A 26,748-nucleotide genomic window follows, 5' to 3' on the forward strand; every position below is an offset into this window, starting at 1 on the left:
CGCAACGGTCGCGCCCCTTTCTTTTATCCACAGACGGAGGACGCGCCCACCCATGCTGGTTTCGCTTCAGGCTTTACGGGCACTGGCCGCCTGGCTGGTGGTGTTCCATCACTTCATGCAGGTGTTCTTCGACTTCCGCGCCGACAGCCTCGGCGGCAAACTGCTCTCCACCCGCGGTCAGGTCGGGGTGGATATCTTCTTCGTCCTCAGCGGCTTCGTGATCCACCTCTCCAGCGCTGGCCGACCGATGTCGCCGCTGACCTTCCTGGTCCAGCGCCTGGCCCGCGTCGCTCCCGCGTACTGGCTGTACACCGCGATTACCGCGCTGATCCTCTACGCCTTCTCCGACGTGATGCCGATCTACGGCGTCGGCGGCAAGTCGCTGCTGCTGTCCCTGCTGTTCATCCCCAGCGAAAACCCCGGCGGCTTCGGTCTGTACCCGGTACTGCCGGTGGGCTGGACGCTGAACTTCGAGATGCTCTTCTACGGGCTGTTCGCCCTCTCCTTCCTGGTCGCCGAGCGCTGGCGCCCCTGGCTGGTGACTGCCCTGGTGCTGCTGGTGGCGCAGGTGCTGGCGCGCGAGCCGTGGATCAGCCATTTCTACCGCAACCCGATCATCTTCGAATTCCTGCTGGGACTGGGGCTTGCCGCACTGTACCGGCGTGGCTGGCTGAACCTGCCGAAGCCGCTGGCCCTGCTGACGGTCGCCGTCGCAGTAACGACCATCGCGCTGTTCCCCGCCGACCATCCCTGGCGCCTGCTGACCTGGGGCCTGCCCGCCGCTGCGCTGCTCGCCGCGTGCGTAGCGCTGGAGCCGCTGTTCGAGCGCAACAAGGTGCTGCATGCGCTGGGCGATTGGTCCTATTCGGTGTACCTGCTGCATGTCATCGTGCTCTGGCTGGCCGCTTACTGGCTGCACGAACGACTGGGCCTGACGCCCTACCAGACCCTGGGCCTCAGCGTACCGGCGATCCTGCTGCTGTCCTGGCTGAGCTACGAATGGGTGGAGCGGAAGATGGCTCGCCAGGTCCGCGCGGCCTATGCGCGCATCGCCGGGCCGCCGGCGGCGAAACGTGCTCAGGCGGTGTCGCTGTAGACCAGGCGGTTGCGGCCCTCGGCCTTCCCGCGATACAGGCGGCGGTCGGTGCAGCGGTAGAGTTCGTCGGCATCCAGGCCGTCGCCCGGCCACTCGGCGAGGCCGAAGGTCGCGGAAATCTCGATGCGCTCCCCGTGATACGTCAGCGGCGCCTCATCGATGTCGCGGCGCAGGGATTCCACCAGCGGCTTGGCGTCGAAGCGGTCGGTGAAGGGCAGCAGCAGACCGAACTCCTCGCCACCAAGCCGGCCGATCAGGTCGGTGGCACGCAGGCGGTGGCGCAGGCGATTGCACAAATGCTGCAGCGCCTTGTCACCGGCATCGTGCCCCCACTGGTCATTGATGTTCTTGAAGTGGTCGACGTCCAGCACCACCAGCACCAGCCGCGTTTCGTAGCGTGCGGCCTCCTGGATGCAACGACGTAACGTGCGCTGGAAGCTCTCGCGGCTGGCTACACCGGTCAGCGCATCGGTCAGCGCCAGGTGCCGCAGCTGCTTGTAGGCGGCGGCGCGGCGTTCTTCATAGACATGCATGAAAGCGATCACCAGCACGCCGCAGAAAATGCCGTTACCGATGTCGATCAACCCCGGCGCATCCAGTCGCACCCGGTTGGCGTGCAGGTACATGAGCGTGGCGATCAGCATGAACGGCACGGCGAGCAGGAAGCCGCGCCACTTGCCCAGCAGCAGATAGGCCATCACCGGCATCAGATAGACCCAGACGAAAGCCGACGCCGAAGCGTTGGGCATGACGATGATGTAGAGGATGAAACAGAAGGTCGGCAGCAGGTACGCGATGATCCAGGGCACCAGTCGGCGGACGCGCTGGAGCCGGTGCGCCGCCCACAGCAACAGCCCGCAGGTAGCCAGTTCGGCGCCAGCCAGCCAGAGATTGCCGGCAAAGTACTGCAGGATCGAGAACACCCCCAGGGTCGCCCCGGTGCAACCGAAGATCAGCCGCATCAGCAGGCGGTGGTCGGCTTCCTCCAGGCCGGTCGGTCCGGCGCTGGACTCGAACAGGTGGTCGGGGTCGCTGTTGCGGTGCATCGGCCCTGCTCCTTGGCTCGACCGCCCGGCGGGTCGGCCTCAATGGCGGCGGCCGGGCACTCCAGCCCGACTCACATGTGCTGAAGACTACTCCAATTTCCCACAACGCGGAGGCAACCCGACGGAAACCGGCCGGATGGGCTAGCCTAGGCTGCATTGTCCATGGAGGAAGTCTATGCGTTCGATCCTTGCCGTCCTGTCCCTGCTCACGCTTTCCGGCTGTGCTTCGTACCAGAGCGATGAAGTCCAACCTGTCCCCGCCGACCGCCTGCTGGCCTACCAGCAACCGGGCAAGGACAGCGTCAAGGTCGACGTCACCCGTGACGTCGGCTACATCGGCGGCGGCTGCTTCGTCGCCCTCACCATCGACCATGAAATAGCCGCGCGCATCGGCAAGGGCGAGTCGGCCAGCTTCCATGTACCGGTGGGCAAGCACGTGGTCGGCATCATCGGCGACAAGGACGGCGACGGCCTTTGCAGCAAGGCCATGTTGCGCCGTGAACTGCTGGTGCCACTGGAGCCCGGCGGCAACAACGCCTTCCGCATCGTCAGCGACAACCGCACCGGTTTCGACATCAAGCCGGCGGTCGAGTAACCGCCGGCCCAGGTGCGCCTCAGCCGTTCAGGCGGGCAACGAGGCGCGCCTGCAGCTTCTCCAGCTCCCCCGCATCAGCCTTGTTCGCCGCGTGGATGCCCAGGCCCTCGCCGGCATAGCGCGGGACGATATGCACGTGGATGTGGAACACCGTCTGCCCGGCCGGCGCGCCATTGAACTGGGCGACCTGCACGCCATCGGGATTGAGCTCGTCGACAATCACGCCGGTCAGGCGCTGCACCACACGCATCACCTTGGCCAGCGCATCGGGGTCGACTTCGAGGATGTTGCGCGCCGGGGAGTTCTTCGGGATGACCAGGGCATGGCCGTAGGACTGCGGGAACAGATCGAGGAAGGCGAGCACGTCGTCGTCCTCGTACAGCTTGTAGCAGGGAGCCTCGCCACGAATGATCTGGGCGAAGATGTTCTGCGGATCGTAAGTGCCTTGCAGGCTCATGGTGGGTTCCTTTTCCAGTGACCGGGTATGGGCCCGCACCATACCGGTTTGTCGCGCACGGGTCATGACCATCGGCGCACGGAGGACTATCCTGAGGGCCGACTCAAAGTCCCGCTCACCTGACCGGAGTATGCATGCCAGACCTTTCCGCGTTCCCCATCACCCGCAAATGGCCCGCCGAACACCCTGACCGCCTGCAGCTGTACTCGCTGCCCACGCCCAACGGCGTGAAGGTGTCGATCATGCTGGAAGAGCTCGGCCTGCCCTACGAGCCGCACCTGGTCAGCTTCGAGCGCAACGACCAGCTGTCCCCGGAATTCCTCTCGCTGAACCCGAACAACAAGATCCCGGCGATCCTCGACCCCAACGGCCCTGACGGCAAGCCGCTGGCGCTGTTCGAGTCCGGCGCGATCCTGGTCTACCTCGCCGACAAGACTGATTCGCTGATCGCACCCGGCGCCAGCGGCCGCTATGAAACCCTGCAGTGGCTGATGTTCCAGATGGGCGGGATCGGCCCGATGTTCGGGCAAATCGGTTTCTTCAACAAATTCGCCGGCAAGGACTACGAGGACAAGCGCCCGCTGCAGCGCTACGTGGACGAGTCCAGACGCCTGCTGGCCGTGCTCGACCGCCACCTGGAAGGCCGCGACTGGATCATGGGCGAGCGCTACACCATCGCCGACATCGCCACCTTCCCGTGGATTCGCAATCTGGTCGGCTTCTATGAGGCGGGCGATCTGGTGGGCTTCGAGAACTTCCAGAACGTGAAGCGCGTGCTCGAGCGTTTCCTCGCGCGGCCGGCGGTACAGCGCGGGTTGACCATCCCCAAGCGCGACTAAGGCTGCCAGTCCAGCGCGCGGAGGACCTGCTCCGTGCGCTGCTCCAGCGTCCCGTACAGCAGCTGGTATTCGATCCCGCGCCGTTGCAGTTCCGTAACGTACCAAGCCTGCTGCCAGCGGCGGAAATCCTCCTCGCGGCGCGTGCCATCCTGTACGAAGGGGAAGTCGTCGGCGCAGAGGAAAACTCGTGCGTAGGGGCGCTCGGCCAGCCGCTGCAAGGCTTCTTCGACGCAACCGAACATCGACTGGCAGTAGAGCAGCGTGGTCAGCGGCGAGGTATCGCAGAACAGGTAGCGCGCTGCTTTCGCGCACGCCTCCGCTTCCCGCGCCACCTGCGTTTGGGCGATGTGCAGCAGGTCGTCGTAGACCAGTGCCCCGCCCTTTTCTTCCCACAGTTCACGGCCGTACTCAGCCACGAATCCAGTCCCCGTCACCTGCGCCAACCGTTGGCAGAGACTCGACTTGCCGGTGGACTCGCCACCGAGGAACACCACGCGCTCGACGAAGTCCGCGTAGACCGTCGGCGCGAGGAAGCCGCGCAGCGTATGCACATCGCCTCGTAGCGCCGTGCCCGAGACCGGCACCGTGACGCGCAGGCGGTCCACGCTGACATGCCGCACCGGATGGCCGAAGCAGGTGGTCAGGTGGGCCGCGAAGCCATCGCCGTAGTCCTCGCTGGTGAACACCGCCTGCACGGTCTCACCGATCACCTCGCGGCAGAAGTCGGCGACGAACTGCCGGTGCAGGACTTCCGCCGCGTCGTTCGCCGGCAAGTCGGGCAACGCCTTGCCCGCCGCTCGCCAGGCCGCCACCTGCCGGGGCGTGACAACCCAGCAGGGCAACTGCGGGAATCGATCCTGCAGCCACTTTTCCCGTAGCACCGCCGGGCAGCCGGGCATTTCCGGCAGGGAATAGCACAGCAGGTAGAGTCGCTGGCAGTGCTGCTGCGCCTGGCGGATCAGGTGCTCATGCCCCCGGTGCAAGGGCGAGAACTTGCCGACGATCAACCCAGCCTCGACCATCAGGCCGGCGCTCCCGCCGCAACCACGCTGCGACCTTGCTCGCGCAGTTCGGCGCGCCAGCGGTACAGGCCATACCAGGCGTTGAACCAGAACAGCAGGTAGAGCGCCGCGGTCAGGTACAGGCCTCGGGAGGCGTACAGAGGCACCGCGAGGCTGTTCACCAGCAGCCAGATGAACCAGTTCTCCAGGCGCCGGCGCATGAGCAGGAGCTGCGCCAGCACGCTGAAGGCCAGCACCAGCGAGTCGACCCACGGCGCGTAGGCATCGGTGAAATGGTGCAGCAGCCACGCGTATGCGGAGGCCACCACGAACGCCAGCAGCGCCATCGCCAGCAGGTCGCGCGGGGCGGTACGGCTGATCGGCAGTGCCGAGCCGGCAGCGCCACGCAGCCAGGCCCAACAGCCCATCAGGCTGGTAACGATGAAGAAGCCTTGCAGCACTACATCGGCGTACAACTGCACGGTGTAGAACATCCAGCCGAACAGCAGGCAACCGACCACACCCAGCGTCCAGGTGTGGACGCTGTTGCGCGCCGCCAGCAGCACCGCCAGCAGGTTGATCAGGTTGGCGGCTATCTCGAGATTCGACGGCATGGCTTCATCCTTGTGCCAGGGCGGCGGGCATCAGGCCTCGACCTGGCTCCATTGCTTGGACAGGCGCTTGTCCGACACCGGCAGCTTCGTCCCCAGTTGCTGGGCGAACAGCGAGACGCGGTACTCCTCCAGCATCCAGCGGTACATCACCAGTTCCGGGTCGCGCTTGCCTTCCTGGGCGTGCTTGGCCAGGCGCGCCGAGTACTGTTCCCAGTAGCCGGCCATCTCGCCGCTCCACACGCGATCGCGCTGGACCTGCCCGGCGACCTTGTCCAGGCGCTGCTCGACCGCCTTCAGGTAGCGCGGGTATTCCTTCAGCCATTCCAGCGGCGTGTCGCGCACGAAACCGGGGTAGACCAGCTTGGCCAGTTGCCCCTTCACGTCGTTGAGCGGCACCGTCATGGCCAGGTCGACCTTGCCCTTGAAGCGCTTCTGCAGGCCGTGCCAGAGCTTGAGGATTTCCAGAGTCAGGCGAGCGATGCGTTCGGCGTGCTCGGTCCAGGCGCCGCGCTTCCTCTCGGCCAGCGACGCAAGCCCGGCGCCATCGCGCGGCAGGCTGCTTTCACCGTCGAGAATGGCGCTGTCCAGGCTGGCCAGCAGGATGTCCTCCACCAGCGATTCGACACGGCCCAGCTCACGGTAGAGCAGGCCCATGTCGGTCTGCCCCGGCAGCTTGCTGCGCAGGAACTTGGCCGGCTCGGCCAGCTGTTGCAGCAACAGGCGTTGCAGGGCGCGGCGGTGCTGGTAATCGGCCTCGGCCTGGGTCGGGAAGCGGTTTTCCTTGACCACGCCGGCCTCTTCCACCAGCGCCGGGTAGACCGTCATCGACAGCCCGGCGACCTTCTGCTGGACCTTCTCCGCCACCTCGCCAAAGCCCTTGGCCTCCACCGGTTTTTGCGGCTTGTCCGCCTGCGGGATCGCCAGCGCGGCCTGGCTGGCCTCGGCGAAGCGCGCGGTGAGTTCGGCCAGGTCACGGCCTTCGCCAAGGAACTTGCCCCGGGCGTCGACCACCTCGATGTTCATCCGCAGGTGGTTTTCCACCTGGGTCTCGGCTTCCGTCCAGGCCTCCTCCGGCACACGGCTGCCGGTCATGCGCTGCAACTCGCGGCCGAGGGACTCGGACAACGAACCCTCGGCGAAGACCATCTTGCCCAGCGCGGCGCGGACGAAGTCCGGCACCGGCACGAAGTTCTTGCGGATAGCCTTGGGCAGGCTGCGCACCAGCTCGATGCACTTGGCCTCCAGCAGGCCCGGTACCAGCCATTCCAGGCGTTCGGCGGGCAGCTGCGGCAGTAGCGGCGCCGGTACGCGCAGCGTCACGCCGTCACGCACGTGACCTGGCTCGAAATGGTAGGTCAGCGGCAATTGCAGCTCACCCAGTTGCAGGCGATCCGGATAGAGGCCGGCGGTGACCTCGCTGGCATCGCGGGCGAGGACATCTTCCTCGCGCATGATCAGCAGGTCCGGTTTCGCCTTATGCTCGCGCTCGTACCACTTCTCGAAGCTGGCGGACTGGTAGATGTCCGCCGGCAGGCGTTCGTCGTAGTAGGCGAACAGGGTTTCCTCGTCGGCAAGGATGTCGCGCCGGCGTGCCTTGGCTTCCAGCTCATCGAGCTTTTCCAGCAACTGGCGATTGGCCGACAGGCACTTGGCGCGGCTGTTGATCTCGCCGCGCACCAGCGCCTCGCGGATGAACATCTCGCGGGACACCGGCGCATCGATCGGGCCGTAATGCACGGCGCGGCGGCCGATGATGATCAGGCCGTACAGCGTGACCTGCTCGTAGGCCACCACCTGGCCGCGGCGTTTTTCCCAGTGCGGTTCCAGGTAGTTCTTCTTCACCAGGTGCCCGGCCAAGGGTTCCAGCCAGTCCGGCTCGATCTTCGCGACCATGCGGGCGAACAGCTTGGTGGTCTCCACCAGTTCGGCGGCCATGATCCACTGTGGCTTCTTGCGGCCGATCACGCTGGAGGGGTGAATCCAGAAACGCCGCTGGCGCGCGCCGAGGTAATCGCCCTCCTCCGCCTTCTGGCCGATCTGGCTGAGCAGGCCGGAGAGGATCGCCTTGTGCACGGCGGCGTAGTCGATGTCGCGGGCTTTCGGCTCATCGGTCTTGGCGACCGGTTGGCGGCCACGGTTGTCGTGCGGCCTGGCCTGTTCGCGGGCCGGGTCGCTCTTGCGCTGGGCGCCGTCCGACTTCGAGCCGAAGGGCAACTGCAATTCCTTGCAGATCAGCGTCAGCTGGCGGTGCGCATCACGCCACTCGCGCAGGCGCAGGTAATTCAGGAAGTTCTTCCGGCACCAGTTGCGCAGCGGGTTGGAGCCCAGCGCCTGGCGCTGTTCCTCGAAGCCGCGCCAGAGGTTGATCAGCGCGGCGAAGTCCGAGTCCGGGTCCTTCCACTGCGCATGGGCCTGGTCGGCAGCCTGCTGGCGATCCATCGGCCGCTCGCGCGGGTCCTGCACCGACAGCGCGCTGGCCACGGTGAGCACTTCCGGCAGGCTGCCCAGTTGCGCCGCCTCCAGCAGCATGCGGCCCAGGCGCGGATCGATGGGCAGGCGCGCGAGCTGGCGACCCAGCGGTGTCAGCTGGCCCTCGCGGTTCACTGCCGAGAGTTCCTGCAGCAGGGTGAAGCCGTCGTTGATCGCCTTGCCATCCGGCGGCTCGATGAAGGGGAAGGCCTCGATGTCACCCAGGCGCAGATGGAGCATCTGCAGGATCACCGCCGCGAGGTTGGTGCGCAGGATTTCCGGATCGGTGAAGGCCGGGCGGCCGTTGAAATCTTCCTCGCTGTACAGGCGCACGCAGATGCCCGGCTCGACCCGGCCGCAACGGCCCTTGCGCTGGTTGGCGCTGGCTTGCGAGACGGCTTCGATGGGCAGCCGCTGGACCTTGGCGCGGTAGCTGTAGCGGCTGATGCGTGCTGTACCGCTGTCGATCACGTAGCGGATGCCCGGCACCGTCAGCGAGGTCTCGGCGACGTTGGTAGCGAGCACGATCTTGCGCCCCGGCATGGGCGCGAAGATCTTCTGCTGCTCGGCCGGCGTCAGGCGCGCATACAGCGGCAACACTTCGGTGTGGCGCAGGTTGGCCTTGCGCAGCATGTCGGCGGCATCACGGATTTCGCGCTCGCCGGGGAGGAATACCAGCACGTCGCCGGGGCGCTTGCCGATCTCGCGTTCGTGCGCGGCGATCTCGTCCAGCGCACGGAGGATGCCCTGGTCCACGGAGAGGTCGTCGAACAGCGCCTCGCCGTCCTCGTCCACTTCCGCCGCCAGCGGGCGGTACCAGGTGTCCACCGGGTAGGTGCGGCCGGAAACTTCAACGATGGGCGCATCGCCGAAGTGCTTGGAGAAACGCTCCAGGTCGATGGTCGCCGAGGTGATGATCAGTTTGAGGTCGGGCCGGCGCGGCAGCAGCGTCTTGAGGAAGCCGAGCAGGAAGTCGATGTTCAGGCTGCGTTCGTGGGCTTCGTCGACGATGATCGTGTCGTAGCGTTCCAGGTAACGGTCGTGCTGGGTTTCGGCCAGCAGGATGCCGTCGGTCATCAGCTTGATCAGCGTGCTTTCGTCGCTCTGGTCCTCGAACCGCACCTGGTAGCCGACCAGTGAACCCAGCGGCGTACCGATCTCTTCGGCGACTCGGGTGGCCACACTGCGCGCAGCCAGCCGGCGCGGCTGGGTATGGCCGATCAGGCCGTGGGTGCCGCGCCCCAGCTCCAGGCAGATCTTCGGCAGCTGGGTGGTCTTGCCCGAACCGGTCTCGCCGGCGATCACCACCACCTGGCTCTTTTCCAGCGCGGCCTTGATCTCGTCGCGCTTGGCAGCGATCGGCAGGCTGTCGTCGTAGCGGATCTTCGGGATGCTCGCGCGGCGCGCCTCGACCTTGGCGCAGGAGGCCTGGAAGCGCTCTGCCCACTGGGCGAGCTTGGCTTCGTCGGGGTGTTTGCGCAGTTCGTGGAGCTGCCGGCGCAGGCGATGGCGGTCGCGGATCATCGCGTGGTCCATGCGCTGCAGGAGCTGTTCGGGGGTCGGCGTACTGTCTGTGGTCATCGGCTTCGCGGGCATCAGGCGGGAGCGGCGCGAGCAGGTGCGGAGCCGGTCCCTGGAATGGGCTGTCATGGCGACAATCCGGGAATTGTCGCAAAAGACCGGCATGGGCCGCCATGCCGATTGCCTGGCGACCAGGATTGGCGGGGCATTGCGCCCCGCCGGATCAGATGCGGAACTGGCCGACCAGCTGGCGCAGGCGCTCGCCCAGGCCATTCAGTTCGGTCGCGGTGCGCGCGCCCTTGGCCGCGTCGTCGGCCACGCTGTCCACGCCACCGGCGATCTGGTGCACGCTGCGGTTGATCTCTTCGGCCACGGCGGTCTGCTCCTCGGCGGCGCTGGCGATCTGCGCGTTCATCGAGTTGATGGTGCCGATCAGCTGGGCGATGGCGTCCAGCGACTGACCGGCCTGGTTGGCCTGGCCGCGGGTACGCTCGGCCATGTCGCTGGCGCGCTGCATGGCGCTCACCGAACCTTCCGTGGTGCCGCGCAGGCGGTCGATCATCTGCTGGATTTCCCCGGTGCTCTGCTGCGTGCGGCTGGCCAGGGCACGGACTTCGTCGGCGACCACGGCAAAGCCACGTCCGGCCTCACCGGCACGGGCCGCTTCAATGGCGGCGTTGAGCGCCAGCAGGTTGGTCTGTTCGGCGATGGAACGGATCACTTCCAGCACGCCGACGATGCCTTGCACGTCCTGCCGCAACGTGTCGAGGGAGTCGCTGCTGCTGCGTACCTCACCCACCAGATCATTGATCTGCGAGACGCACAGGTCCACCTCGCGCTTGGCCGCCTGGCCTTCGCGGTCGGTCTGTTGCGCGGCATCGGCGGCCTGTTGCGCGCTGCGCGCGACTTCCTGGGCAGCGGCGGTCATCTCGTTGATGGCGGTGGCGACCTGGTCGGTCTCGTGGCGCTGCCCATCCATTGCACGCTCGGAGCGCTGCGCCTGCTGGGCGACGTCGCCCACCAGCCCGGACAACTGGTTCGTGGTGCCGGCCACCTGCTGTACCAACACGTGGATCTTCTCGACGAAGCGATTGAAGGAGCCGGCCAGGTCGCCCAGTTCGTCGTGGCGGCCGAGGTTCAGGCGGTGGGTCAGGTTGCCGTCGCCGGCGGCCATGTCGTCGAGGTTGTCGCGCACCTGCACGATGGGCTGGACGATGGTGCGGCTGAACAGCCCGGCAAGCAGGCCGATCACGACCAGCAGCGCCAGCGCCGCGCCGCCCATGAGCAGCAGCAGATTGTCGATCTTGGCGTCGAAGGCCGCTCCGGCTTCCTTCACTTCTCGCTCGACGTCGTCGAGGTTCAGCGAGGTGCCGAACACCAGGTTCCACTTGGGCAGGAAGTGGGCATAGCCGATCTTCGGCACGATGGCGTTGCCACCGGGCAGGGTGAAGCTGTAGCGCACGTAGTGCTGGCCGCTCTGGCCCGCCGCCACCAGCTCGCGGATGGCATAGATGCCATTGGGATCGCGATAGGTGCTGAAGTCCTCGCCCAGGCGCTCGTCGCTGGTGCCCTGGAAGACACGCACGGAACGGGTGTCGTAGCCCCAGAAGTAGCCGCCCTTGCCGTACTCGAGGCGTTTGAGGATCGCGATACCCTGCTCGCGCGCCTGGGCATCGCCCTGGGTGGCGGCCTGGTAGACCGGGCCGACGGCAGCCAGTGCCACGTCGACGAAGTTCTTCAGCTGGGCTTCGCGGTCCTGGGTGAGGTTCTCGCGGATCTGCGCCTCCTGCTGCGTGGACAGCTGGCTCAGCGCGACGGTGGCGATAGCGCACAACAGGACGGTCAGGATCAGGATCGGGACGATGGCCAGGAGCAGGACCTTGGCGCGCAGACGAAGGACAGTGTTCAAGGCGGATACCTCAGGCAGGGAGGGGGCGCCGCATCCTTGCGCGCATTAAAAAACCCGCCTTGCGGCGGGTTTCTTATCTATCGGCTCAGGCTCTGATTTTCTTGAGCTCTTCGTCGCGCAATTCGCGGCGCAGGATCTTGCCGACGTTGGTGGTCGGCAGGCTGTCGCGGAACTCCACGGATTTGGGACGCTTGTAGCCAGTGAGGTTGTCGTGCATGTGCTGCATGACTTGCTCCTTGGTCAGCGTTACGCCCGGCTTGGACACCACGAAGACCTTGATCGCCTCGCCGGACTTCTCGTCCGGGATGCCGATGGCAGCGCACTGCAGCACGCCCGGCAGGGTGGCGAGCACGTCTTCCAGCTCGTTGGGGTACACGTTGAAGCCCGACACCAGGATCATGTCCTTCTTGCGGTCGACGATACGCATGTAGCCGTCTTCCTGGATGATCGCGATGTCGCCGGTACGCAGCCAGCCATCCTTGTCGAGGATCTCGTCGGTGGCTTCCTGACGCTGCCAGTAGCCCTTCATCACCTGCGGGCCTTTGACGCACAGCTCGCCACGCTCGCCCAGCGGCAGGTCCTGGCCGTCATCGCTGATGACCTTGCACTGGGTCGACGGAACCGGAATGCCGATGGTGCCGATCTGGATGTTCTGGAACGGGTTCACCGACACCACCGGGCTGGTCTCGGTCATGCCGTAGCCTTCGCAGATGGCGCAGCCGGTGACGTCCTTCCAGCGCTCGGCAGCGGCCTGTTGCAGGGCCATGCCGCCGGAGAGGGTCAGCTTCAGCGCGGAGAAGTCCAGCTTGCGGAAGCCTTCGTTGTTGCAAAGGCCGACGAACAGGGTGTTCAGGCCGACGAAGCCAGTGAACTTCCACTGCGACAGTTCCTTGACCATGCTGGCCAGGTCGCGCGGGTTGGTCACCAGGATGTTGTGGTTGCCGGTGAGCATCATCGCCATGCAATGGAAGGTGAAGGCGTAGATGTGGTACAGCGGCAGCGGAGTGATGAGGATTTCGCAACCTTCGTTGAGGTTGGCGCCCATCAGTGCCTTGCACTGCAGCATGTTGGCGACCAGGTTGCGGTGGGTCAGCATCGCGCCCTTCGCCACGCCGGTGGTGCCACCGGTGTACTGCAGCACGGCGACGTCGTCGTTGTGCGGCGAGACTTCCTTCACCGCCTTGCCACGGCCTTTGGCCAGGACATCGGTGAGCTTCTGCGCAGTGGGGATGTTGTAGGCCGGCACCATCTTCTTGATGTTGCGGACCACGAAGTTGACGATGAAGCGCTTGAGCGGCGGCAGCATGTCACCCACTTCGGTGACGATGACGTTGCGGATGCCGGTCTTGGGCAGCACTTCCTCGGCCAGGTGCGCCATGTTCGCCAGGCACACCAGCGCCTTGGCGCCGGAGTCGTTGAACTGGTGCTCCATTTCCCGCGCGGTGTACAGCGGGTTGGTGTTGACCACGACCAGGCCAGCGCGCATGGCGCCGAAGACCACGACCGGGTACTGGAGCACGTTGGGCAGTTGCACGGCGATGCGGTCGCCGGGCTTGAGATCGGTGTTCTGTTGCAGGTAGGCGGCGAAGTCCCCGGAGAGCTTGTACATCTCGCCGTAGGTCAGGGTCTTGCCCAGGTTGCTGAAGGCAGGCTTGTCTGCAAAACGTTGGCAGGATTCTTTGAGTACCGCGAGGATGTTCGGGTACTGGTCAGCGTTGATCTCGGCAGCGATCCCCACTGGGTATTTGTCCTTCCAGAAATTGTCGGTCATGGAAGCCCACTCCTAAGCAACAGCTCATCTTTTACCGCGTTCGCGGTTCTTTGTTGTGTTTATGTCGCTTTCCCCAGGCTCGGGGAGCGAAAAGCGGGCCGAGATTATCAGCTTTGAGAAACAGCGACCAGCACCAAACACAGCCTTGTCAGTAAGAAAAATGACCAGAGACAGGCTTTCCGGTCACCAACCCTCCACTCGTCGGAAAAGCCCGTCCCAGAAGGCTCGCAGCCTTGTTGGATTGTCCGACAAAGTGGATTTCAGAGAAATGAAACCGGCAAAAAGAACGGGAAATGATCGTCAGGCCAGTCCCCGTGACGGGGTAGATCGTCAGAGTTCGATCCGGCGATTTCCGTCCCTCTCCTCGCGGCGCCTTCAATGATCTACCTCAACACTCTCCGGGGCGGGATCTCGCAAAGTGCTCCTGCACTCTCCTGGAGAACCCTCATGTTTCCCGAATACCGCGAAAAGATTACCCGTCTGAAGGCCGAAGACCCGCATTTCGCCAAGCTCTTCCATAGCCACAACGATCTCGACCAGGAGATCAAGAACATGGAAGCCGGCATCACCCCTGCCTCGCACGACACCATCGAGGCGCTGAAGAAGCAGAAGCTGCAGCTCAAGGACGATCTCTACGAAATCCTGCGCAAGAAGGAAGGCTGCTGTGGCGGCTGTGGTGGTTGACCGGCCCTGCCCGACAACCCGCCACCCATAAAAAAGGGGGCTGATCCAGGATCAGCCCCCTTTTTCATTCACGCTGGCCTCAGGCGGTTTCGCGCAGCTCCCGGCGCAGGATCTTGCCCACCGGGGTCATCGGCAGGGCGTCCTTGAGCACGATGTGCTTGGGCACCTTGTAGCCGGTGAAGTTTTCCTTGCAGTAGGCCTTGAGCTCCTCGACGGTCACGCCGCCCTCGCGGGCCACCACGAACAGCTTCACCGCCTCGCCGGACTTCTCGTCCGGCACACCGACGGCCGCGCAGTTGGCGACTTTCGGGTGGGCCATGACCACGTCCTCGATCTCGTTGGGGTAGACGTTGAAGCCGGAGACGATGATCAGGTCCTTCTTGCGGTCGACGATGCGGGTGAAGCCGTCCGGGTCGATCACCGCGATATCGCCGGTGCGCAGCCAACCTTCGGCGTCCAGCACCTCGGCGGTGGCGTCCGGACGCTGCCAGTAGCCTTTCATGACCTGCGGGCCCTTCACGCACAGCTCGCCACGCTCACCCAGACCAACGTCGTTGCCGTCGTCGTCGATGACTTTCAGCGCGGTGCCCGGCACCGGCAGGCCGACAGTGCCCAGACGCGCCGCATCACCGTAGGGGTTGGTGCTGACCACCGGGGACGTTTCGGTCAGGCCATAGCCTTCCACCACGGTGCAGCCGGTCATGGCCTTCCAGCGCTCGGCAGTGGCGGTGACCAGCGCGGTACCGCCGGAGTTGGTGACCTTCAGGTTGGAGAAGTCCAGTTCCTTGAATTCCGGACGGTCCATCAGTGCGACGAACAGGGTGTTGAGGCCCAGCAGCGCGGAGAAGCGCCACTTCTTCAGTTCCTTGATGAAGCCGGGAATGTCGCGCGGGTTGCTGATCAGCACGTTGTGGTTGCCGTTGACCATCATGCACATGCAGTTCGCGGTAAAGGCATAGATGTGGTACAGCGGCAGCGGCGCGATCATCACCTCGTTGCCCACCTGCATCAGCGGCTTGCCGTCCGGGCCATGCTGCTGCAGACAGGCGTGCACCTGCTGCATGTTGGCGACCAGGTTGCCATGGGTCAGCATGGCGCCCTTGGCGACGCCGGTGGTGCCGCCGGTGTACTGCAGCACCGCGATGTCTTCCAGGCCGACCTTGACCGGCTGCAGACCATGGCCACGGCCCTGGCTCAGGGCGGCCTTGAAGGAGACGGCCTGGGGCAGGTTGTACTCCGGCACCATCTTCTTCACGTGCTTGACCACGGTGTTGACCAGCAGACCCTTGAGCGCGGGCTGCAGGTCACCCATCTGCGCCTCGATCAGGTATTCGATGCCGGTATCGGGCAGCACTTCCTGCACCAGCTTGCCGAACAGGTTCACGTAGACCAGCGCGCGTGCACCGGAATCCTTGAACTGGTGGCGCATCTCACGGGCGGTGTAGAGCGGGTTGGTGTTGACCACGATGAGGCCGGCGCGCAGGGCGCCGAACACGGCGATGGGGTATTGCAGGATGTTCGGCATCTGCACGGCAATGCGGTCGCCGGGCTTCAAGTCGGTGTTTTTCTGCAGGTAGGCGCCGAAGGCGGCGGACAAACGGTCCAGCTCGGCGTAGGTCAGGGTCACGCCCATGTTGCTGAAGGCAGGACGGTCGGCGAACTTCTTGCAGGAGCGCTCGAAGACTTCCACTACCGACTTGTAGGCGGTCAGGTCAATGTCGCTGGGCACGCCGGCCGGGCGTTTGTCGTTCCAGAAATCAGGTTGCATTTATTCTTGTCCTCATACCTGAGCGAAACCGAACCGTCATTGCGGTCATTCGACGGAAGCTAGCAGTTCCTTTGGTCATCGCAAAGACTCCAGGTAGCGTCATAGACTGCGTGAATCTTGCGCCACCATCCCGGCATCGCGCGGGATAGAGCCGGCGGCCGCCTAGGACGGGTCATACAGCGCGCCAGACGTACGCAGCGAGCAATCCATACAGAAGATGTCCCGGCGTGGCAGAATCGCCCCGTCTGGCCCGCTCCATGGCCCCATTCCAATAAGAATCGACGAACAAGAAGCAGGATGGACCCCATGCCCTACGCCGCCTACTGGCTCCCCGCCAGCGACGAGACACCGCTCTACACCCGCCACTGGGCGCCGGAAGGCCCGTCCCGCGGTGCCCTGATGCTGTCCCACGGCATGGCCGAACACGCTGGCCGCTATGAGCGCCTGGGCCTGGCGCTGAACGCCGCGGGCTACCACCTCTACGCCATCGACCAGCGCGGCCACGGGCGCACCGCCGAGAACGGCGAACTGGGCCACTACGCCGACCGCGGCGGCTGGGGCAAGGTGATCGGCGACCTGCATACGCTGAACCAGCATGTGCGCGAGGAGCACCCCGACCTGCCGATCATCCTGCTCGGCCACAGCATGGGCAGCTACATCGGCAGCGCCTACCTGATGCAGCACAGCGCCAGCGTAAAGGCGGCGGTGCTGTCAGGCTCCAACTACCAGCCCGTGGCGTTGTACAACAGCGCCCGCCTCATCGCCCGCTTCGAGCGTTGGCGCCAGGGCCCACTGGGGCGCAGCGCGCTGATCGACTTCCTGTCCTTCGGCTCGTTCAACAAGGCCTTCAAACCCAACCGCACTGCCTTCGACTGGCTCAGCCGCGACCCGGTCGAGGTCGACAAGTATGTCGCCGATCCGCTTTGCGGCTTCCGCTGCAGCAACCAGCTGTGGATCGACCTGCTCGGCGGCCTGGCCGACATCACCCCGGCAGGGCACCTGTCGAGCATCCGCGCCGACCTGCCGGTGATGGTCATCGGCGGCGAGCGCGACCCGGTCAGCCAGGGCAAGCGTCTACGCGATCTCGCCCAGGCGATGACCCGGGCCGGGGTTCGTGACGTCCAACTGAAGATTTATCCCGACGCTCGCCATGAGTTGTTCAACGAGAGCAACCGCGACGAGGCCACCCGCAACCTGATCGACTGGCTGGCGGCACACTGCCCCGTCCCGCAGGTCGAGAAAACCGAGGAGCCCCTATGACTTCCGTGCAAAACGTCCCCTACGAAGAACTCGAAGTCGGCCAGAAGGCCAACTTCCAGCGCAGCGTCACCGAGCGCGACATCCAGCTGTTCGCCGAAGTCTCCGGCGACCGCAACCCGGTGCACCTGGACGCCGATTACGCCGCCACCACCCAGTTCAAGGAGCGCATCGCCCACGGCATGCTCACCGGCGCGCTGATCAGCGCGGCGATCGCCACCACCCTGCCCGGCCCTGGCACCATCTACCTCGGCCAGAACCTGAGCTTCACTCGCCCGGTGAAGCTCGGTGACCAACTGACCGTGGAACTGGAAGTGCTGGAGAAGCTGCCGAAGAACCGCGTACGTATCGGCACCGTGGTGCTCAATCAGGACGGCAAGGCCGTGGTCAAAGGCGAGGCCGAAGTCATGGCACCGACTGAGAAACTCGACATCGAACTGCCCGCCCTGCCGCCGATCACCATCGGCTGACACACGTTCCGGGGCCGTACCAGCGGCCCCGGAAACTTGTATACAGTTTCCCGCTCGACTACCCTGCCCCCGTTACTTCATATCCATCCGGGATAACCGAAGGCTTCGTGCCCGAAACCCCTCACCGGGAATCGGAGCCGCCATGGACCTTCGACTGCTGTTGCTATCCCTCTGCACCTTCGCCGCGGGCCTCGCCGAGGCCATCCTCACCGGCATCCTGCCGTCCCTTGCCAACGACCTGCACGTTTCCCTGAGCCTCGCCGGGCAACTCACCAGCCTGTTCTCCCTGAGTTTCGCCATCGCCGCGCCTCTGCTCGGCTGGCTTACCCGTGGCGCCGACTGTCGCCGGCTGCTGGTCATCACGCTGCTGGTATTCGCCGCGTTCAACGCGGGTGCCGCGCTGAGCCCCGGCTACGTTTCCCTGCTGCTGATGCGCATTGGCATGGCCGCCTGCTGCGGGCTGCTGATCATGCAGGCCAGCCTGCTGGCAGTGGAGCTGGCGCCGGCGGCCCAGCGCGGGCGCGCCATCGGTCTGATCTTCATGGGCATCAGCGGCTCGCTGGTGTTCGGCGTACCCGCCGGCGTGCTGGTCAACGACTGGTTCGGCTGGCGCTGGATCTTCGCCGCCATTGCCCTCTACTCGCTGCCGCTGGCCGCCCTGCTGCGGATCGCCCTGCCTCGCCGCACGCTGGACAGTCCCGCCAGCAGCGCGGCTTACAGGCGCCAGCTGCGCAGCCCGGTACTGAACCTCGCGCAACTGGTATCGATCCTCCTGCTGGGCGGGCACTTCACGCTGTTCGCCTACATCACGCCGTGGTTCCAGCAGGTCGCCGGGATCACCGATAGCCGGGGCATCGCCCTGACGCTGCTGCTGATCGGCTTGGCGGCCATCGGTGGCGGATACCTGGGCGGCTGGCTGAGCGATCACCTCGGCCACCGCCGCGCGCTGCTGGTGGTGCCGGTGCTGTTCGCAGTGGCGATGCTGGCAATCCCGCTGAGCCTCGGCCACCCCTGGCTGCTGCTCGGCGCCCTGATGATCTGGAGCACCATCAGCTGGATGATCTCGCCAGCGGTGCAGAGCTATCTGCTGGCCAGCGACCCGGCCAGCGGTAGCGCCGGGGTGGCGCTGAACACTTCGGCGATGCACCTGGGCGTGGCCCTCGGCGCGGCGCTGGGCGGCGCGGTGATCAGCCTGGCGGGCATCGCCTGGACGCCCTGGGTCGGTATCAGCCTGGTAGCGGCGTCGGTGCTGTGCGCGGCACTGTCCTGCTGGTTCGGACGCGAACCGCAGGCGGCGGGAATCAGCGCTCCTTCACGGTAACGCTGGCGGTCATGCCGGCGCTCAGGTGCACGCCCTCGGGCACCTTGTCGAGATGGATGCGTACCGGGATGCGCTGGGCCAGGCGCACCCAGTTGAAGGTCGGTTCGACGTTGGCCAGCAACTGACTGTCAGGGATCGCGTTGCGGTCGGTGATGCCACTGCTGATGCTCTCCACGGTGCCGTCGATGGCAATGTCACCACTCATCAGCACCACCTGGGCCGGCTGACCGACACGGATGCCAGGCAGCTTGGTTTCCTCGAAATAGGCGGTGACGTAGAAGGACTTCTGGTCCACCAGCGCCATCATCGCCTGGCCCGCCTGCACGTAGTTGCCCTGGGCCAGCCGCAGATTGGTGATCTGCCCGTCGCGCGGCGCGCGCATCTCGCTGCGGGTCAGGTTCAGTTGCGCCAGGCGCACCTGGGCCTGGGCTTCGTCGTACTCGCTCTTGGCGATGGATGCGTTGATCTGCGCGGTCTCCTTGTCCTCAGCGCTGATCGCCGCGATGCCCAGCTTGCTACGCCGCGAAGCCTCGCTCACGCGCAACAGGTACTGCTGGTGCCGGGTCTCGGCCAACGCCTTGGCCTGCTCCAGATTCGCCGCGTAGCGCTCGTGATCGATGCGCATGATCAGGTCGCCGGCCTTGACCTGCTGGTTGTCCTGTACGGCAAGGTCGGTGACCCAGCCGGACACGTCCGGGGCAATCACCACCACATCGGCACGCACACGCGCATCGCGGGTCCAGGGCGACAGCATGTAGTAGCGCCACAGCCAGGTGCCGGCCAGGATGGCGGCGATGACCAGGGCGATGGTGATGACTACGCGAAGGGTTCCGCGCATACAGCTTCTCCTCTCAAGGTGTTCCGCTCAGCGCCCAGGTGATCCCGCACAGGATCAGCACGAACAGAGCACAGTCGAACAGGGCTTCGTGCCAGATCTGGCGGCCGAGCGGCGTGGCCTGCAACAGCAGGCGCAACAGCGCGGTCAGCCCCAGGGCCAGCAGCGCATAGATGAACAGCGGGCTGATGTAGACGCCGCCCCAGCCGAACTCATGCAGCCCCATGGGAGTCCTCCAGACGGCACCACTGCCGCCAGGTGTGGCGCAACTGCGCCAACGCGGCACGGGCCAGACGGTTGGGTTCGTTATCGCCCTGCAAGTCGTGGGCGAGAGCCTCCTCCAGCGGCGGGCAGAGGCTTTCCAGGCGTTGCTCGCGGCCCTGCGCCGGCCCCTTCTCCAGTACTCCGGCCAGAGAGCCGAGGAACTGGTCGCGACGCTTGCGCAGTTGTCCCTGCGCTCCGCTGAGGCAGGAGCGCAGATGGATCAGTTCATTGCCCAGGTCCAGCGCCAGCAGGCCGTCCTGCCAGCGCTTCTGCTCTTCCCTGGGCAGCAGGGTGTAATGCCGTGCCAGGCGAATCAGGCGGTCGGCCATACGTCCGCCGAACCAGCTCTCGGCTTCCGCCAGGGGCCGCCGGGTCAGGCGCCCGAGGTCCTCGCAGGTGGCCTGGATCAGGCGGAGGTTGAGCCAGTCCGCCGGCAAGGTGAGCAGGCGGAACACCAGCACGGCGAAGCCCACGCCGATGACGATGCCCTGGGCCGAATTGAGCAGGTTGGCGAGGTCGTACTTCATCACGTTGCTCGGCGCCACCAGGGTAATGAAGTGGATCGAGAAGGATGTCGCCGTCCCCGCCAGCGCAGGCGTGGCCATGCCCAACAGGGCGAAGAACAGCGGCACGCCCAGCGCCAGGCAGAGCAGCGGGAAGCCGTTCCACTGCGGCAGCAGCCATTGGCTCACGACAGCTGCCGCCGGGATCGCGTAGAGGATGCCACGCAGGAAACCCAGGCCAATGGTGACGGCGTTATCGCGGTTGGCGAACAGACTGCAGATCACCGCTGCCAGCAGCATGCCGCCGGTAGCCGCCGGCCAGGCGGTGGCCATCCAGAACGCCGACATGCCCAGCAGCGCCAACGCGCTGCGCAGGCCGTAGAACAGCGCCATGAGCCAATCGCGGTGCCAGGACAGGGTGCCGGTGGCGACATCATCCACGCGCCCGTCCGCCACGGCACGCATGGTCTTTTCCGAATTCAGCGCCTTGAGCAGCAGCAGGGCGCAGCGGGTCAGGCAATAGCGCAGGTCGTTGGAGTAGCTTTCATCCAGGCCCGCCGCCTGCAAACGCTCCTGCAGCGAGCACATGGCGTCCACCTGCGGGTCCTCCAGGGTGGCGCGCAGCTCCTCGAACCAGGGTTGCAGGCGCGCGCGGTCCTCGGCATCCAGCACGCTGCGCTGGCGGGCCACACCGCGCGCAGTGCGCAGCAGGCTGAGCAGGTCGCGGGAGAGAATCCGCAGCGCGCGCGAGCGCATCCGCCCCCGATAGCCCTCGAACCAGGCGTGATCACGTTGCACATCGACTTCGACGATCTTGCCCAGCGCCTGCAGCAGGCCCTTGATCTGCCGCGCATCGGCATCGATCTCACTGCGCGCAGCCTGCATGCCGGTGAGCCAGGTGGCGTGCGCCTGCTTGCCCAGGTTGGCCTCGACCCGGCGCGGCCAGAGAATCGCGCTGACGGCGGAAGCACAGAGGATGCCCAGGCAGATTTCCGTACTGCGCGCGACAGCCTGGTCGAAGACGTCCAGTGGGTGCGTGATCGCCGGCAGCCCGATGATCGCCACGGTGTATCCCGACAGCACGAACGCATAGGACACGTGGTTGCGCAGGCTGGTCGATGCCGCGGTGCAAAGGCCCAGCCAGAGCGAGATGGCCAGCAGGAACAGCCAGGGCGTCTGAGCGAACAGCGCTATGAACACCACCGACATGGCCGTACCGAACAAGGTACCGATCAGGCGGAAAAGGCCCTTGGCCACCACCATGCCCGACAGCGGCTGGGACACGATGAACACCGTCATCAGCGCCCACTGCGGCTGCTCCAGGTCGAAACGGAAGGCGCACCAGAGCGCCAGGCCGCCGGCCAGGAGGGTCTTGATCGCGAATTTCAGCGCCAGCGTATCCGGCGCAAGGAATGCCTGTAGCGTAGGTCGCACGCGGTCTCTCGAAAGGGTCCGGGTCTATCGCTTAAAGATAGTCGGCAAAGCGGATGACGGAATCGTTACCCATCATATTATTAGCAAGCTAACAATGTGTCATCCCGACTTTCGTAGAGGCAAAAAAAACGGGCGACCTAAGTCGCCCGAAGTGCCTTGCGTGCTCTGTATATCTGTAAGGATCAGCTCTTCTTGTGGCTGTCCTTCCAGATGAAAATTCCGACCCCACCGAAGAAAACAACCATCAATCCGACGGTAAGGATGCCTGCGAGAACCACTTCGTCGATGAACATGATGCTGGCCTCCTGTTGCCTACATCGTCTGGGGATGTGTGCAGATTACCGGCGGCCAGGCAGGACCAATTGACCTGGATCAATGGTCGACAAGGCGCTTTCCGGGGAGGGCCGGAGCACTGACGCAGGTCAAGTTCCGGAGGGGATCGGGTGCGGCGGGAAGCCGCGCAGAGCGGGGCCTGGCGGCCCTTGGAGAGGGAAAATCAGCGTTTCTTGGGCTTGCTCTTGCCCTTCTTGCGCGGCTTGCCCAGCGGCAGCGCCTGCTCGAAGGCCTTGCGCACGTCCTGCAGGCGCTTTTCGTGCACGTCGTGGATGCGCTTGTCGCGCTCGGCGGTGAAGTCGATCAGCTTGTCTTCGTTGCTCATGGCAGGGCATGCACCAGGCGGAAAGTCAGATTCAGGCGCGGAGCAACCGGACGGCGCGTCTTGGCAACCTGATGCTGCCAATAATGCTGTGTCGCGCCGGACATGACCAGCAGCGATCCGCCGGACAGATCGATGGAGTGTTCGATTGTGTTTCGCCCCTTGCGCCGCAGATCGAAGCGCCGCGTACCGCCCAGGTTCAGCGAGGCCACCACCGGGTTGCGCCCGAGCTCGGGCTCGTCGTCGCTGTGCCAGCCCATGGAGTCCTGGCCGTCGCGGTAGTAGTTGAGCAGCACGCCGTTGAAGCGCTGGCCGGCTGCTTGCTCCACCGCCGAGCGGATTTCGGCCAGCAGCGGCGTCCAGGGCAGCGGCGCATGGGTCAGGCCGGAGTAGGTATAGAAAGCTTCGGGATCGCCATACCAGTTGACCAGGCGCGGCACGGGGTAGTCGCGGCCATGCAGATGCACCTGCGGTCGTTCCCAAGGCGTCTCGGCGAGCAGTTGTTCCAGCCAGTGGGCCGCGCGCTGCGGCGGGCACCAGTCGGGGATCAGGCGCAGCTCGGCATCGGGGAGAAGGATCGGGGCGTCGTCGAACAGCATGGAAAGCTCGGGTACTCAGCGATGGGGCCAGTCTACTCCCCTGCCAGGTCAGACCTCGACATCGATCCACAGCCCCTTGCGCGGGGCAGCCTGCACGTCCTCGCCCAGTTCCTCGACTTCCTCCAGTTCCTCCAGCGCCTCACCCTCGGGCGTGCCGTCGGCCAGTTGGCGACGTTTGCGCCGGCGCTGGTACTCCTCGCGCAACGCCTCTTCGTCCGGACGGCGCTCCAGCTCCACGCCGGCATTGCCTGCGCTGGGTGCAGGCGGAGTCACCGGGGTGACATCCGGTCGCGGCTTGGGCACGTCCTGCTGTGCAGTGACGGGTGCCAGACTATGGGGAATGGGCGGCAGCATCGATTATTCCTGGGCGCAGGCCCTGTGGAGAAGTGCGCTGACAAGTCCTCTGGTCAGGCTATCGGCCGGAGCACCACAGACTTGAGTGCGCCTCGCTACACTTTCCACGATTCGCGATGAGTGCACGCCTCAAACAGGTCTTGCCGATGATTCGGGCGACCGGAGGCGCCGACGGCCATCGCTGAAAGCTGCGCGTTCCGGTACCATAGCCGGCTTTTTTTGGGAGGTGTCCATGGCGCAGTATCAACCCGGTCAACGCTGGATCAGTGACAGTGAAGCGGAACTTGGGCTGGGGACCATCCTCGCTCTGGACGGCCGCATGCTCACGGTGCTCTATCCGGCTACCGGTGATACCCGCCAGTACGCCGAGCGCAATGCGCCGCTGACCCGCGTGCGCTTCGCCCCGGGCGATCAGATCACCCACTTCGAAGGCTGGAAGATGACCGTCCGCGAAGTGGACGAGATCGACGGCCTGCTGATCTACCACGGCCTCACCGCGCAGAACGAACAGCACACCGTTCCGGAAACCCAGCTGTCGAACTTCATCCAGTTTCGCCTGGCCAGCGACCGCCTGTTTGCCGGGCAGATCGACCCGATGTCCTGGTTCGGCCTGCGCTACCACACCCTGGAACACCGCACCCGCCTGCTGCAGTCCTCGCTCTGGGGCCTGGGCGGCGCCCGCGCACAACCCATCGCGCACCAGCTGCACATCGCCCGCGAAGTCGCCGACCGCATGGCGCCGCGCGTCCTGCTGGCCGACGAAGTGGGCCTGGGCAAGACCATCGAAGCGGGCCTGGTGATCCACCGCCAGCTGCTCTCCGGCCGCGCCAGCCGCGTGCTGATCCTGGTGCCGGAGAACCTGCAGCACCAGTGGCTGGTGGAAATGCGCCGACGCTTCAACCTGGAAGTCGCCCTGTTCGACCGCGAGCGCTTCGTCGAGAGCGATGCCAGCAACCCCTTCGAAGACACCCAGCTGGCCCTGGTGGCGCTGGAGTGGCTGCGCGAGGACGAAAAAGCCCAGGACGCGCTGTTCGCCGCCGAGTGGGACATGCTGGTGGTCGACGAAGCCCACCACCTCGTGTGGCACCCGGAACAGGCCAGCCCCGAATACCAGTTGGTGGAGCAACTGTCCCAGGTCATCCCCGGCGTCCTGCTGCTCACTGCAACCCCGGAACAGCTCGGCCTGGACAGCCACTTCGCCCGTCTGCGTCTGCTCGACCCGGACCGTTTCCACGACCTGGAAGCCTTCCGCACCGAAAGCACCCAGTACCGCCCGGTTGCCGAGGCGGTGCAGGAACTGGTCGACCAGGGCAGCCTCTCCCCCGCCGCGCGCCAGGCCATCCATGGCTTCCTCGGCAGCGAGGGCGACGAACTGCTGGCCAGCGTCGAAGCCGGCAATGAAGAAGCCCGTGCCCGCCTGGTACGGGAGCTGCTCGACCGCCACGGCACCGGCCGCGTGCTGTTCCGCAACACCCGTGCCGCCGTGCAGGGCTTCCCGGAACGCCAGCTGCACCCCTACGTGCTGACCAATCCGATCGAGTACATGGAGCTGCCGCTGGGCGAGCACCCGGACCTCTACCCGGAAGTCAGCTTCCAGGCGCAGTCCGACGACGGCGACGAGAACAACCGCTGGTGGCGCTTCGACCCACGCGTCGAGTGGCTGATCGACACTCTGAAGATGCTCAAGCAGTACAAGGTGCTGGTCATCTGCGCCCACGCCGAGACCGCGATGGACCTGGGCGATGCCCTGCGCCTGAAGTCCGGTATCCCGGCCACCGTGTTCCACGAAGGCATGAGCATTCTTGAGCGCGACCGCGCCGCCGCCTACTTCGCCGATGAAGAGTTCGGCGCCCAGGTGCTGATCTGCTCGGAAATCGGCAGCGAAGGCCGCAACTTCCAGTTCGCCCACCACCTGGTGCTGTTCGACCTGCCGGCCCACCCGGACCAGCTGGAACAGCGCATCGGCCGTCTCGACCGGATCGGCCAGAAGCACACTATCCAGATCCACGTGCCGCACCTGGAAAACAGCCCGCAGGAGCGCCTGTTCCAGTGGTATCACCAGGCCCTGAACGCCTTCCTCAACACCTGCCCTACCGGCAACGCCCTGCAGCACCGCTTCGGCCCGCGTCTGGTGGAGCTGCTGGACGGCGGCGACGACGACGTCTTCGAGGCCCTGCTGGCCGAAGGCACCGCCGCCCGTGAAGCGCTGGAAGCCGAGATGCACAACGGCCGCGATCGACTGCTGGAGCTGAACTCCGGCGGCGCTGGCGAAGGCGAGGCGCTGGTGGCCGAGATCGAGGAACAGGACGACCAGTTCGCCCTGCCGATCTACATGGAGCGTCTGTTCGATACCTACGGCATCGACAGCGAGGACCACTCCGAGAACGCCCTGATCCTGCGCCCGAGCGAAAAGATGCTCGACGCCAGCTTCCCGCTGGGCGACGACGAAGGCGTGACCGTCACCTACGACCGCGCCCAGGCCCTGGCCCGCGAAGACATGCAGTTCCTCACCTGGGAACACCCCATGGTGCAGGGCGGCATGGACCTGGTGCTGTCCGGCTCGCTGGGCAACACCTCGGTGGCGCTGATCAAGAACAAGGCGCTCAAGCCCGGCACGGTGCTGCTGGAACTGCTGTTCGTCAGCGAGGCCGTGGCGCCGCGCAAGCTGCAGCTCGGCCGCTTCCTGCCGCCGGTGGCGCTGCGCTGCCTGATGGACGCCAACGGCAACGACCTGTCTTCGCGCGTGTCCTTCGACACCCTGAACGACCAGTTGGAAAGCGTACCGCGCGCCAGCGCCAACAAGTTCGTGCAGGCACAACGTGACGTGCTGGCCAAGCAGTTCGCCCAGGCCGAGACCAAGATCACCCCGCGCCATGCCGAACGCGTCGAAGCCGCCCGCCAGCAGCTGACCGCAACCCTCGACGAGGAACTGGCGCGCCTGACCGCGCTCAAGGCCGTCAACCCCAGCGTCCGCGACAGCGAGCTGGACGCCCTGCGCAAGCAGCGTGACGACAGCCTGGCGCTGCTGGACAAGGCCTCCCTGCGCCTGGAAGCGATCCGCGTGCTGGTCGCCGGCTGATCCCGCCAGCGCATCATGCAGAAGCCGCCACCGGGTAACCGGTGGCGGCTTTTTTCATGCCTGGTCGGTGCGCCCGCCACCCTCGAAACACCCCGTTACGCCGCTCTAGTCCCGGCACGATCGGCCACACCGACTACCATTGACGCTGCGCAAGGGAATCTCGCCCATGGGGGGATAGAGTTTCCTTACCAAGCCACTCATTGAGGG

General features: G+C 65.5%; 23 protein-coding genes and 1 pseudogene. 8 read left to right on the plus strand and 16 right to left on the minus strand.

What is annotated here, in order from left to right; all coding sequences use genetic code 11:
- Positions 1-52 precede the first annotated feature (52 nt).
- The gene (locus tag ACKI1H_RS28485; RefSeq protein WP_440467058.1) at positions 53-1,096 is read left to right on the plus strand and encodes an acyltransferase family protein; all 1,044 of its coding nucleotides are present in this window, start codon (positions 53-55) and stop codon (positions 1,094-1,096) included.
- On the opposite strand, the gene ACKI1H_RS28490 is transcribed toward ACKI1H_RS28485, so the two are convergent.
- Positions 1,078-2,142, minus strand: a complete 1,065-nt coding sequence (locus ACKI1H_RS28490) for a GGDEF domain-containing protein (protein WP_440467059.1) — start codon at positions 2,140-2,142, stop codon at positions 1,078-1,080. The two genes, ACKI1H_RS28485 and ACKI1H_RS28490, sit on opposite strands and share 19 nt — an antisense overlap.
- A gap of 175 nt (positions 2,143-2,317) precedes the next feature.
- Between ACKI1H_RS28490 and ACKI1H_RS28495 the strand changes: the two genes are divergently transcribed.
- A complete protein-coding gene (locus ACKI1H_RS28495) occupies positions 2,318-2,737 on the plus strand; it encodes a 3-isopropylmalate dehydratase (RefSeq protein WP_138525092.1) in 420 nt (139 codons plus the stop codon).
- Positions 2,738-2,756: 19 nt separating this feature from the next.
- Here the strand turns inward: ACKI1H_RS28495 and ACKI1H_RS28500 are convergent, their stop codons facing one another.
- Complete coding sequence (locus tag ACKI1H_RS28500; RefSeq protein WP_045210424.1) at positions 2,757-3,194, minus strand: HIT family protein; 438 nt, start codon at positions 3,192-3,194, stop codon at positions 2,757-2,759.
- A 134-nt stretch (positions 3,195-3,328) separates the two neighbouring features.
- On the opposite strand from ACKI1H_RS28500, the gene ACKI1H_RS28505 reads away from it, so the two are divergent.
- Entirely contained in the window at positions 3,329-4,033 is a 705-nt protein-coding gene (locus ACKI1H_RS28505) for a glutathione binding-like protein (protein WP_440467060.1), read from the plus strand.
- Here ACKI1H_RS28505 and ACKI1H_RS28510 read toward each other — a convergent pair.
- The 6 genes and pseudogenes from ACKI1H_RS28510 to fadD1 all read right to left on the minus strand — a co-directional run bounded on the left by ACKI1H_RS28510 (position 4,030) and on the right by fadD1 (position 13,318).
- Entirely contained in the window at positions 4,030-5,055 is a 1,026-nt protein-coding gene (locus ACKI1H_RS28510; protein WP_440467061.1) for an AAA family ATPase, read from the minus strand. The genes ACKI1H_RS28505 and ACKI1H_RS28510 overlap by 4 nt on opposite strands.
- A complete protein-coding gene (gene pnuC / locus ACKI1H_RS28515) occupies positions 5,055-5,648 on the minus strand; it encodes a nicotinamide riboside transporter PnuC (RefSeq protein ID WP_440467062.1) in 594 nt (197 codons plus the stop codon). The genes ACKI1H_RS28510 and pnuC overlap by 1 nt, the downstream gene beginning before the upstream one ends.
- 30 nt (positions 5,649-5,678) lie before the next feature.
- Entirely contained in the window at positions 5,679-9,698 is a 4,020-nt protein-coding gene (gene hrpA / locus ACKI1H_RS28520; protein ID WP_440467063.1) for an ATP-dependent RNA helicase HrpA, read from the minus strand.
- A 163-nt stretch (positions 9,699-9,861) separates the two neighbouring features.
- On the minus strand, positions 9,862-10,617 hold the full coding sequence (locus ACKI1H_RS28525; protein ID WP_410477994.1) for a methyl-accepting chemotaxis protein: 756 nt from the start codon (positions 10,615-10,617) through the stop codon (positions 9,862-9,864).
- Positions 10,618-10,719: 102 nt separating this feature from the next.
- A pseudogene (locus ACKI1H_RS28530) lies at positions 10,720-11,547 on the minus strand (cache domain-containing protein); the annotation flags it as partial.
- Between the two features lie 85 nt (positions 11,548-11,632).
- Positions 11,633-13,318 (minus strand): long-chain-fatty-acid--CoA ligase FadD1, encoded by a 1,686-nt coding sequence (gene fadD1, locus ACKI1H_RS28535; RefSeq protein WP_138525086.1) that lies wholly within the window; start codon positions 13,316-13,318, stop codon positions 11,633-11,635.
- Positions 13,319-13,765: 447 nt separating this feature from the next.
- On the opposite strand from fadD1, the gene ACKI1H_RS28540 reads away from it, so the two are divergent.
- Positions 13,766-14,002, plus strand: a complete 237-nt coding sequence (locus ACKI1H_RS28540; protein ID WP_017522197.1) for a YdcH family protein — start codon at positions 13,766-13,768, stop codon at positions 14,000-14,002.
- A gap of 79 nt (positions 14,003-14,081) precedes the next feature.
- Here the strand turns inward: ACKI1H_RS28540 and fadD2 are convergent, their stop codons facing one another.
- The gene (fadD2, locus tag ACKI1H_RS28545) at positions 14,082-15,770 is read right to left on the minus strand and encodes a long-chain-fatty-acid--CoA ligase FadD2 (RefSeq protein ID WP_138525085.1); all 1,689 of its coding nucleotides are present in this window, start codon (positions 15,768-15,770) and stop codon (positions 14,082-14,084) included.
- Positions 15,771-16,076: 306 nt separating this feature from the next.
- Here fadD2 and ACKI1H_RS28550 point away from each other — a divergent pair, with 306 nt between their 5' ends.
- The 3 genes from ACKI1H_RS28550 (at position 16,077) to ACKI1H_RS28560 (ending at position 18,818) form a co-directional block, all read left to right on the plus strand.
- Positions 16,077-17,030: a lysophospholipase gene (locus ACKI1H_RS28550; protein ID WP_440467064.1), complete on the plus strand. Its 954-nt coding sequence runs from the start codon at positions 16,077-16,079 to the stop codon at positions 17,028-17,030.
- Positions 17,027-17,497 (plus strand): MaoC family dehydratase, encoded by a 471-nt coding sequence (locus ACKI1H_RS28555; protein WP_138525083.1) that lies wholly within the window; start codon positions 17,027-17,029, stop codon positions 17,495-17,497. The genes ACKI1H_RS28550 and ACKI1H_RS28555 overlap by 4 nt, the downstream gene beginning before the upstream one ends.
- 142 nt (positions 17,498-17,639) lie before the next feature.
- Entirely contained in the window at positions 17,640-18,818 is a 1,179-nt protein-coding gene (locus ACKI1H_RS28560; RefSeq protein WP_440467065.1) for an MFS transporter, read from the plus strand.
- Here the strand turns inward: ACKI1H_RS28560 and ACKI1H_RS28565 are convergent.
- From ACKI1H_RS28565 to ACKI1H_RS28595, 7 genes are all read right to left on the minus strand, one after another.
- On the minus strand, positions 18,799-19,656 hold the full coding sequence (locus ACKI1H_RS28565) for an efflux RND transporter periplasmic adaptor subunit (protein ID WP_138525081.1): 858 nt from the start codon (positions 19,654-19,656) through the stop codon (positions 18,799-18,801). The two genes, ACKI1H_RS28560 and ACKI1H_RS28565, sit on opposite strands and share 20 nt — an antisense overlap.
- Before the next feature lie 13 nt (positions 19,657-19,669).
- Complete coding sequence (locus ACKI1H_RS28570; RefSeq protein WP_138525080.1) at positions 19,670-19,879, minus strand: DUF1656 domain-containing protein; 210 nt, start codon at positions 19,877-19,879, stop codon at positions 19,670-19,672.
- A complete protein-coding gene (locus ACKI1H_RS28575) occupies positions 19,866-21,854 on the minus strand; it encodes an FUSC family protein (protein WP_440467066.1) in 1,989 nt (662 codons plus the stop codon). The genes ACKI1H_RS28570 and ACKI1H_RS28575 overlap by 14 nt, the downstream gene beginning before the upstream one ends.
- Positions 21,855-22,036: 182 nt before the next feature.
- Positions 22,037-22,147, minus strand: coding sequence for a cytochrome c oxidase subunit CcoM (gene ccoM, locus ACKI1H_RS28580; protein WP_024764625.1), 111 nt, complete (start codon positions 22,145-22,147; stop codon positions 22,037-22,039).
- A 203-nt stretch (positions 22,148-22,350) separates the two neighbouring features.
- Positions 22,351-22,512, minus strand: coding sequence for a hypothetical protein (locus tag ACKI1H_RS28585; RefSeq protein WP_171049519.1), 162 nt, complete (start codon positions 22,510-22,512; stop codon positions 22,351-22,353).
- Positions 22,509-23,108 carry an alpha-ketoglutarate-dependent dioxygenase AlkB family protein gene (locus ACKI1H_RS28590; protein ID WP_440467067.1) on the minus strand — a complete coding sequence of 200 codons (600 nt, stop codon included), beginning with the start codon at positions 23,106-23,108 and terminating at the stop codon, positions 22,509-22,511. The genes ACKI1H_RS28585 and ACKI1H_RS28590 overlap by 4 nt, the downstream gene beginning before the upstream one ends.
- Positions 23,109-23,156: 48 nt before the next feature.
- The gene (locus tag ACKI1H_RS28595; protein ID WP_138525077.1) at positions 23,157-23,462 is read right to left on the minus strand and encodes an aspartate-semialdehyde dehydrogenase; all 306 of its coding nucleotides are present in this window, start codon (positions 23,460-23,462) and stop codon (positions 23,157-23,159) included.
- 226 nt (positions 23,463-23,688) lie between these two features.
- On the opposite strand from ACKI1H_RS28595, the gene rapA reads away from it, so the two are divergent.
- Entirely contained in the window at positions 23,689-26,541 is a 2,853-nt protein-coding gene (gene rapA, locus ACKI1H_RS28600; protein ID WP_440467068.1) for an RNA polymerase-associated protein RapA, read from the plus strand.
- Positions 26,542-26,748: the final 207 nt, after the last annotated feature.

The sequence above is a fragment of the Pseudomonas sp. YH-1 genome (genome assembly GCF_051990045.1).
Taxonomy (GTDB): Bacteria; Pseudomonadota; Gammaproteobacteria; order Pseudomonadales; family Pseudomonadaceae; genus Pseudomonas; species Pseudomonas nicosulfuronedens.